Consider the following 7,815-nt stretch of genomic DNA (forward strand, 5'->3'; position numbering starts at 1 on the left):
GTGGCGGGGGAGCGGGTCAGCCGCGGCGGCTGCCCGGGGCGGCGGGGGCGTTCCCGGTGACGCGGACCGAGCTGAGGATCTGCTGCACCGACTGCAGGGTCCGCTCGGACGGCTTGTTCAGACAGGCCTTCAGTTCGACCACCGTCACCTGGTCGGCCTCGGCGACCGTCCGGTGGCCGAGGAGGGCGAGGGTGCCGCCGAGGCCGAAGCAGTCCTTGTCGAGCCCGGCTTCGGCCGCCGGCTCGCTGGTTCCGGACAGCTTGGCGGCGAGGGTCTGGTCGTCGATCAGTCCGATGGCGATCAGCGCGCCGTCTTCGCCCAGTTCGTCGGCCGGTGCCGTGGCGCACGCGCTCTGCTTCGCCGTGCAGGACGGCCTCACCGTGAGCGGCTGGGAGGCCAGGTAGCCGGTGCTCCGGCGCGGGTCGGCGGACGGGATGAGCAGGGTGGACCAGCCGATCGGCATGTAGACGACCAGTCCGCCGAGCTCCGGGAAGCCGACGGGCCGCACGGGGTATCCGAAGGCGCCGCCGGGCCCGGCGGAGGTCGGGGCCGGCGAAGCGGTGACGGTCGGGGAAGCGGCGGCGGTCGGCGCCGGCGGCGTGGCCGCCGGACGGATGACCCCGGCCGGCGGCGCGGGCGCGATGGCCGGGGCGGCGGCCAGTGCGGCGGCGACCAGACCGGTGGTCAGCCCGGCCGCGAGCCCGGCGGTCCGCCTGCGGCGACGGGTCCGGGCGGCGCGTTCGAGGACCCGGTCCAGCAGGTCGGCCGGAGGCGGGAGGTGGGGAGCGGCCTGCCGCAGCAGGTACCGCAGCTCCTGCTCCTCCTCCGTGTCGGCGGCCGAAGACCCGCCGGAGCGGCCGGAGCCGGGCCGCTCGAAGCCCGAGCGGTCGAACTCCGAGCGGTCGAACTCCAGGGGGCCGGACTCCGGATGGGTGCCATCAGATCCCGTCACGGCGTCCCCCGTTCAGCATCAGTTCCCGGGAGGGCAGCTTGCCGCGCAGCGCCTGCAAGGCGCGATGGGTCTGGCTCTTGACCGTCCCCGGATTGCAGCCCAGCGCCTCGGCCGTGTCCTCGACGCTGAGGTCCTCGAAGTACCGCAGCACCACCACGGCCCGCTGGCGCGGTGGCAGCGCCCGCACGGCCGCGGCCACCACCTGGCCGACCACCACGTCCTCGAACGGGTCCGTGTGCACCGGGGACTCCGGCAGTTCGCCGTGCGGCAGCTCCCCGTGCCAGCGCCGCCGCCACCAGGAGACGTGCGAGTTCACCAGCACCCGGCGCACGTACGCCTCCGGCCGGTCGATGGAGATCTTCTCCCAGCGGGGCCAGACCTTGGCCAGCGCCGTCTGCAGCAGATCCTCGGCCAGATGCGGATCGCCGGTCAGCAGCCAGGCCATGCGCAGCAGGCGTGGGCTGCGGGCGGCGACGAACTCCTCGAAGTCCGGTGTCGCGTCCCTCATCGTGCCGCCCCCGCCATGGTGTTCCCGTCGTTCCTGTCAGCAGTGCCGGCCGTGCCGGCGGTCGTGGTGTTCGTCTCACGGCTGCATGAACGCGATGGGAGTCCGTACGGGTTGCCTGCCGAAGGCGGCCATTTTTCCGGACGTGTTGGACGGCCCGCGAGCCGGCCGGAACTCGGCCGGGCGGCGGGCGGGCCGTGGGCACCACGATGCGCCCGCCGGTCCCCACCGCACAGGGGCGCGTGGACGGCGCCCTGGCGCACCGCCCCGGCGCGCCGGGGCAGCACGGCGTACCCGCCCACGACGGACGGGCCCGGCCGGGTCAGAGCGTCCCGGTGCCGCGCGGCGTGCCCGCCGGCCCGCGGACGGCGGGTCCGGCCGGATCGACCGGCGTCACCGTCCAGTCCGGGTGGCCCGGCATCGGCGGGGTGCGCCGCCCGTAGAGCCAGTCGGTGAGGAAGCCCGTCAGGTCCTCGCCGGAGACCTCGGAGGCCGTCCGCAGGTAGTCGGCGGTGGTGGCGGTGGCGTACCGGTGCCGTCGGAGGAAGGCCCGCTCGATCCGGTCGAAGGCGGTCGCCCCGACCCGCTCGCGCAGCGCGAACAGCACCAGCGCGCCGCCGGTGTAGCGCTGGCTGTCGAAGAGGTTCACGGCGTTCGGCGCGGCGACCGGCCCGGAGTCGTGGCGCCACTGGTCGCCCCTGGCGTAGAGGTCGCGCATCCGGTCCGTCAGAGCGGTGAAACCGCCCGGGTCCGGCCAGCCGCGCTCGTAGCGGTACATCAGGCCGTAGAAGTCGGCGTGGCCCTCGTTCAGCCAGAGGTCCGCCCAGCTGCGCGGCGAGACGCTGTCACCGAACCACGAGTGGATCAGCTCGTGCATCATGTGCGAGCCGATCGCGGGCTCGGGCCGGCGCAGGAAGTCCGGTTTGTAGAGGGTGAGGGTCTGCGTCTCCAGACCGGTGAAGCCGAAGGCGGCCGGGTCGTCGCTGTTGACGGGCAGCAGCCCGTACGTCTCGAACGGGAAGCGTCCGAGACGCTGTTCGGCCCACTCCAGCTGGGCGGGGGTGAGCGCGAGGGCCGGCTCCAGACCGGCGGCGCGGGCGGTCGGGACGACGTCCCGCAGCGGGAGCCCGTGCGGGCCGGAACGCTCGCGCACGGTGTAGTCGCCGACCGCCACCTGCAGCAGCTCCGTCGCCATCGGCTCACGCGACACGTACCGCCGGGTGGTCCGCCCGTCGCCGGCCGGTTCGGTGGCGGCGAGCCGCCCGTTGGCGACGCCGAGCACGTCGTCCGGCGCGGTGACACTGATCGTGAAGCGGGCCTTGTCGCTCGGGTGGTCGTTGCAGGGGAAGACGGTGTGGGCGCTGTCGGGCTGTCCGGCGACGGCGAAGCCGTCGGGCGTGGGCACCCAGCCGGTGTGCGGCAGCCGGGCCCCCGGGTCGGCCGTGTAGTCGACGGACACCCGCAGCAGGGCGCCCCGCGGCACCGCCCTGGCCGGAACGACGGTCAGCTTCTCGTCGTGCGTGCGGAACGCCGCAGGGCGGCCGTCGACCCGGACGCTTCGGACGTCCAGCCCGAGCGCGTCCAGCTCCAGGCCCGGCAGCGCGGTGAGCGCGCGGGCGGTGAGCACGGTGCGGCCGTCCACGGTGCGGGTGTCGGGCCGGTAGTCGAACGAGAGGTCGTAGGCGAGCGCGTCGTAGCCCGGGTTGCCGAGCGCGGGGAAGACCGGGTCGCCGAGGCCGTCCGCCGCCGCGGCGGACGGCACGGTGGCGCAGAGCACCGCCGAGGCGAGCGCGAGGGCGACGGCGAGGCTGGAACGGGTCCTGGGGATGGTGACCACCGCTTTCGTGTCCTGCTGTTCGGGCCTTGGGCCGGGTCCTGGGCGACCGGCGCCGTTGAGTGACCTTCCGGACACGGATCGTAGTGGAGGGGCTGGGCGGTCCGGGACGCCTCCGAGGCCTGCGGCGTCCCCCGAACGGGTCAGTCCGGTAGCCGGTCGGCAGCGGACTGTCATAACGTTCGAAGTGCTCCGCCCCCTGACGGACGGGGCCACGGCCGTCGGAGAACCTGGCCAGGTCCGGCGGCCGTCCTTCATGTCCGGGCCCGCCTGCCCGTAGGCTGGGCGGCTGCAACCCACGCTGACGTTCCGGACCGGCAGGAGCAGCCTTGACCAGCCCCGCCCCGAGCTTCCTGGTGATCGGTGAGTGCGTCGCCGACATCGTCCGTACGGACGGCGCGCCCGACCGGGTCCACCCCGGCGGCAGCCCCGCCAACGTCGCGTACGGGCTGGCGCGGCTCGGGCTGCCGACCGCGCTGCTCACCCAGCTCGGCGCCGACCCCAACGGCCGGCTGATCCGGGCACACCTGGAGTCCGCGGGTGTCACCGTCCTCGCGGACGCCGAGGAGGGTGCCCGGACGCCGTCCGCGGTGGTCGAGCTGGACGAGCAGGGCCGGGCGCGCTACACCTTCGACATCGGCTGGACGCTGACGCCGCGCGATCTCCCGTACACGCCGGGCCACTTGCACATCGGGTCCATCGCGGCCGTCGGAGAACCCGGGGCGTCGGCCGTGCTCGCCCTGGTGGAACGCTTCCGCTCCCGGGCCACCGTCAGCTACGACCCGAATGTGCGGCCCGCGCTGATGGGCGAACGGGAGCAGGCCGTCCGGCGGGTCGAACGCTGCGTGGCGCTCAGTGACCTGGTCAAGGCCAGCGACGAGGACCTGGCCTGGCTCTACCCGGGGCAGGACCCGGAGCAGGTGGCCCGGCGCTGGCTCGGCCTCGGCCCGGCCGTGGTCGCCGTCACCCGGGGCGGTGACGGCGCCTTCGCCCTCACCGCGGACGGGCGGCGGGTGGAGGCGGCCGCGGTACCCGTGACGGTCGCCGACACGGTGGGCGCCGGTGACGCCTTCATGGCCGCCCTGTTGCGCGCCCGCCACTCCGGTGCCGCCCTCGCCGAGGCGCTCGTCGAGGCGGTCACGGCCGCCGCCCTCACCGTCGCCCGGGCCGGCGCCAACCCGCCCGACGCCGGCGAACTGCGCGCCGCTCTGCGCGCCGGTACGCCGGGCGTCGGCTGAGCCGGGCGCCTACTGGTCCGCCGGTGCCGCCGGTGCCGTTCGCGGCTCCGGTGCGCCCAGCCAACGGGACTGCTGCGCCTTGGAGTCGAAACTGCGGGCGGCGGTGAGGACGCCGGTGAGGTCGGGGTGGCGGCCGAGGAGGGCGTGGGCCCGGGTCAGGGCGTCCGGCGTGAGCCGGCGGGTGAGACCGAGGTGCGGGGACCAGCGGCCGGGGACGTAGTGCGGGTCGGGTTCCTCGGCGTCGGCGAGGATCTGCCAGACCCGGTGGTGGAGCAGGATCAGGTCCACGGTGGGCACGACCGACCAGGAGAGCACCCGGCGCCTGCTGCGTGCGGCGAAGGAGAGCAGGCCGGTCAGCCGGACGGTCAACGGCAGTGCGTCGGCGAGGAGTTCGTCGAGCCGCGCCGGGGCGTCGGCCGGCATCCGGGCGCAGGAGGCCAGGGTGAGGTGCGGGCGGTGGTCGGGGTGGGTGTTGTGGGCGAGGCTGTCCACGCCGCCGTCGGCGAGCGTCTGCCAGACCGCGCGTACGGCGCGGTCGAAGGAGGCGTCGCAGACCAGCTCAACGGTCTGCATGGGCGGGCGCCGTGATGTCCTTGCCGTACCAGACCTGGGCGTACGGCCCGCTGCTGTACGCCGGGATCTCGCGGTATCCGTGTCGCGAGTAGAGCGCGCGGGCCTCGACCAGGTCGAGCCGGGTGTCCAGCACGATCCGCTCGGCGCCGAGCGCGCGGGCGGCCTCGTCCACGGCGGCCAGCAGCCGGGCGCCGCCGCCGGTGCCGCGCAGACCGGGCCGGACGAAGACCCTGGTCAGCTCGACCGTGCGGGCGTCCCGCACCCGCAGACCGGCACAGGACTGGGCCTCGCCGCGGTAGCGGCCGAGCAGGAAGAGCCCGGTGGGCCCGGCGAGGTCGTCACTCGGCGAGCCGGCCAGGCCGGCCTCGATCTCCTCGGGCGTGCCCTCGCGGCCGAGGTGCAACCGGTAGTACCGGTTGGCGACATCGGTGTAGTACTCGCGCAGCAGCGCCAGCGCCTCCTCGGAGCCGACATCGGCCCGGGCGACGGCCCAGGGATCGGTGGTACGCGGCGCACTGTTCGTCATGCGCGCATTATCGGTGGCGGCCCACCCCGCCCGCGAACCGTTTTCCCAGACGGACGGGGGTGCGCCCGACGCCCGGGCTAGGCTGCCGAGCGTGAACCCGAGCCCGGATCCCCGCCCGCTGCTCCTGCTCGACGTCGACGGTCCGCTCAACCCGTACTACGCCGACGCGGGCGAGCGCCCGGCCGCCTACCGCGCGCACCGGACCGAACCCGGCTGGGCACGGGGGCCGGTGGAGATCTGGCTGGACCGGGCGCACGGGCCGAAGCTGCGGGGGCTGCCGTACGAGCTGGTATGGGCGAGTACGTGGCAGGCCTGCGCCAATACCTGGATCGCGCCGGTCCTGGGGCTGCCGCCGCTGCCGCACGTCGAGCTGCCCGGCCCGGCGGAGTGGCGGCCGGACGACACCTGTCCGAAGACCTGGCCGATCGTCAGCTGGGTGGCCGGACGCCCGTTCGCCTGGGTGGACGACGACATCGGGGAGACCGATCGGGCGTACGTGGCGGCGCACCACGCGGGGCCCGCGCTGCTGCACCGGGTGCACCCCGGACGGGGGCTGGTGGACGCGGACTTCGCCGTGCTGGCCGCGTGGGCGGAGGGTCTGCGGGGCGGCTCCCGTGCTTAGCCCGCGGGGGTGACGAGGGGGTTGGCCGAGGGGTGGCACGGGGGAGCAGTGCTGCATGGACAAAATGGCAGATAATCAGATTAATGGGGGATCGAAGGGCCGTCACCGAGCAGGCCGCCGGGCCGGGGCCGGTCTGGTGGCGGCCGTCTGCCTGACGGCCGTGATGGCGGGCTGCGCCGCACCGTCCGGGCAGGGCGGGAGGCCCTCCCGCACCGCCGCGAGCACCGCCGCCGCAGCGGACGAGAGCGAGGCGGCCGACCGCGGCGGGCCCCGGCCCCCGGCCGCGCCGCTGGGGATGCCGGGCCTGGCCCGGCAGGAGGAGGAGCGCGGCGGTGAGGCGCTCGCCCGCCGGGAGGCCGCCGTCCGGGCCAGGCTGGAGGCCGTCCACCGCTGGGGTCTGGAGCGGGTGCCGCTGCCCGCGCCGCAGCGTCCGGCGAGCAGGCCGGAACTGCGGCCGGCCCAGGGCGTGAAGCTCAGCGACGGGCGGCCACCGGTGGTCTACCGCGTCCCGACCGACGAGAAGATCGTCTTCCTGACCGTCGACGACGGCGCCGAGAAGGATCCCGCCTTCTCCCGGATGGCGAAGGAACTGGGGATCCCGCTCAGCACCTTCGTCGCCGACTACCTGGCCCGCTCCGACTACGGCTACTTCCGCAACCTCGCCGCCCAGGGCGCCGCCGTCAACAACCACACCATCAACCACCGCAACCTCAAGGTGCTCGGCTACGACGTGCAGCACGACGAGATCTGCCGCCAGCAGGACCAGCTGGAGCAGCAGATCGGCGCCCGCCCCCGGCTGTTCCGGCCGCCGTACGGCGAGTACAACGACGACACGCTGCGCGCCGCCGCCTCCTGCGGCATCGAGGCGGTGCCGCTCTGGAACGAGGAGGCCTTCCCCGACCGCATGGAGTACCGCTACGCCGACCAGCGCCTGCACCCGGGCGACATCATCCTCACCCACTTCCGGGGCACCGACCTCTGGCGCGGCACCATGCCCGACCTGCTCCGCAAGGTCGTGAACGACGTCACCGCGCAGGGCTTCGCGCTCGCCCGCCTGGACGACTACCTGTAGGCCCGTCGGCGGGGCGTCACTGGAGCGAGAGGGCGTCGAGGTAGACCCAGGCGCCCTCGTGGCGGACGAAGCGGCTGTGCTCGGTGAGGACGCCCTCCTCGCGGCCCTCGGTGTAGTGGGCGCGGAAGGCGACCGTGCCCTCGCTGTGGAAGGGGCCGCCGTCGGTGCTGGAGAGCACCTCCAGCCGGACCCAGCGCAGCGCGGGGTCGAAGTCGACGGTGGCGGGCCGGGTGTCGGGGTGCCAGCTGCGCAGCAGGTACGCCTCGTCCTGGGCGGCGAAGGCGCTGAACCGGGAGCGCATCAGGGCCTCGGCGGTGGCGGCCGCGGCCTGGCCCCGGTGCAGCCGGCCGCAGCACTCGGCGTAGGCGGCGGGCAGCCCGCACGGGCAGGGCGAGGAGGGCAGCAGCCGGGGGGCGGTGGCTCGGGGCGTGGCGCGGGCGGCGGAGCGGCGTCGGGACATGGCGTCCATTCTCGCCCCTCGCCGGAGTGCCCC

General features: G+C 75.0%; 9 protein-coding genes. 3 read left to right on the top strand and 6 right to left on the bottom strand.

From position 1 onward, the window contains the following. Nucleotides 1-16: 16 nt before the first annotated feature. The 3 genes from ACIQIB_RS19980 to ACIQIB_RS19990 form a co-directional block, all read right to left on the bottom strand. On the bottom strand, nucleotides 17-952 hold the full coding sequence (locus tag ACIQIB_RS19980; RefSeq protein ID WP_400759375.1) for a hypothetical protein: 936 nt from the start codon (nucleotides 950-952) through the stop codon (nucleotides 17-19). Next, the gene (locus tag ACIQIB_RS19985; protein ID WP_400759377.1) at nucleotides 939-1,460 is read right to left on the bottom strand and encodes a SigE family RNA polymerase sigma factor; all 522 of its coding nucleotides are present in this window, start codon (nucleotides 1,458-1,460) and stop codon (nucleotides 939-941) included. Before ACIQIB_RS19985 ends, ACIQIB_RS19980 begins: the two co-directional genes overlap by 14 nt. A 319-nt stretch (nucleotides 1,461-1,779) precedes the next feature. Then, on the bottom strand, nucleotides 1,780-3,294 hold the full coding sequence (locus ACIQIB_RS19990) for a M1 family metallopeptidase (RefSeq protein ID WP_400759379.1): 1,515 nt from the start codon (nucleotides 3,292-3,294) through the stop codon (nucleotides 1,780-1,782). A gap of 326 nt (nucleotides 3,295-3,620) precedes the next feature. Between ACIQIB_RS19990 and ACIQIB_RS19995 the strand changes: the two genes are divergently transcribed. Continuing rightward, on the top strand, nucleotides 3,621-4,529 hold the full coding sequence (locus tag ACIQIB_RS19995) for a carbohydrate kinase (RefSeq protein WP_400759382.1): 909 nt from the start codon (nucleotides 3,621-3,623) through the stop codon (nucleotides 4,527-4,529). 9 nt (nucleotides 4,530-4,538) lie between these two features. Here the strand turns inward: ACIQIB_RS19995 and ACIQIB_RS20000 are convergent, their stop codons facing one another. Together ACIQIB_RS20000 and ACIQIB_RS20005 are read right to left on the bottom strand one after the other, a co-directional pair. Beyond that, on the bottom strand, nucleotides 4,539-5,102 hold the full coding sequence (locus ACIQIB_RS20000; RefSeq protein ID WP_400759384.1) for a 2'-5' RNA ligase family protein: 564 nt from the start codon (nucleotides 5,100-5,102) through the stop codon (nucleotides 4,539-4,541). Then, nucleotides 5,089-5,628 carry a GNAT family N-acetyltransferase gene (locus ACIQIB_RS20005; RefSeq protein WP_400652833.1) on the bottom strand — a complete coding sequence of 180 codons (540 nt, stop codon included), beginning with the start codon at nucleotides 5,626-5,628 and terminating at the stop codon, nucleotides 5,089-5,091. The genes ACIQIB_RS20000 and ACIQIB_RS20005 overlap by 14 nt, the downstream gene beginning before the upstream one ends. Before the next feature lie 91 nt (nucleotides 5,629-5,719). Between ACIQIB_RS20005 and ACIQIB_RS20010 the strand changes: the two genes are divergently transcribed. Next, entirely contained in the window at nucleotides 5,720-6,250 is a 531-nt protein-coding gene (locus ACIQIB_RS20010) for a hypothetical protein (RefSeq protein ID WP_400759386.1), read from the top strand. 55 nt (nucleotides 6,251-6,305) lie between these two features. Beyond that, on the top strand, nucleotides 6,306-7,322 hold the full coding sequence (locus tag ACIQIB_RS20015; RefSeq protein WP_400759387.1) for a polysaccharide deacetylase family protein: 1,017 nt from the start codon (nucleotides 6,306-6,308) through the stop codon (nucleotides 7,320-7,322). A gap of 16 nt (nucleotides 7,323-7,338) precedes the next feature. Here the strand turns inward: ACIQIB_RS20015 and ACIQIB_RS20020 are convergent, their stop codons facing one another. Continuing rightward, nucleotides 7,339-7,782 (bottom strand): YchJ family metal-binding protein, encoded by a 444-nt coding sequence (locus ACIQIB_RS20020; protein ID WP_363614384.1) that lies wholly within the window; start codon nucleotides 7,780-7,782, stop codon nucleotides 7,339-7,341. Nucleotides 7,783-7,815 lie beyond the last annotated feature (33 nt).

The organism is Kitasatospora sp. NPDC092286 (assembly GCF_044755565.1).
Taxonomy (GTDB): Bacteria; Actinomycetota; Actinomycetes; order Streptomycetales; family Streptomycetaceae; genus Kitasatospora.

Coding starts and splice junctions, on each gene's coding strand:
- ACIQIB_RS20000 (WP_400759384.1), bottom strand. CDS start 5,102: ATGCAGACCGTTGAGCTGGTCTGCGACGCCTCCTTCGACCGCGCCGTA.
- ACIQIB_RS20005 (WP_400652833.1), bottom strand. CDS start 5,628: ATGACGAACAGTGCGCCGCGTACCACCGATCCCTGGGCCGTCGCCCGG.
- ACIQIB_RS20020 (WP_363614384.1), bottom strand. CDS start 7,782: ATGTCCCGACGCCGCTCCGCCGCCCGCGCCACGCCCCGAGCCACCGCC.
- ACIQIB_RS19985 (WP_400759377.1), bottom strand. CDS start 1,460: ATGAGGGACGCGACACCGGACTTCGAGGAGTTCGTCGCCGCCCGCAGC.
- ACIQIB_RS20015 (WP_400759387.1), top strand. CDS start 6,306: ATGGACAAAATGGCAGATAATCAGATTAATGGGGGATCGAAGGGCCGT.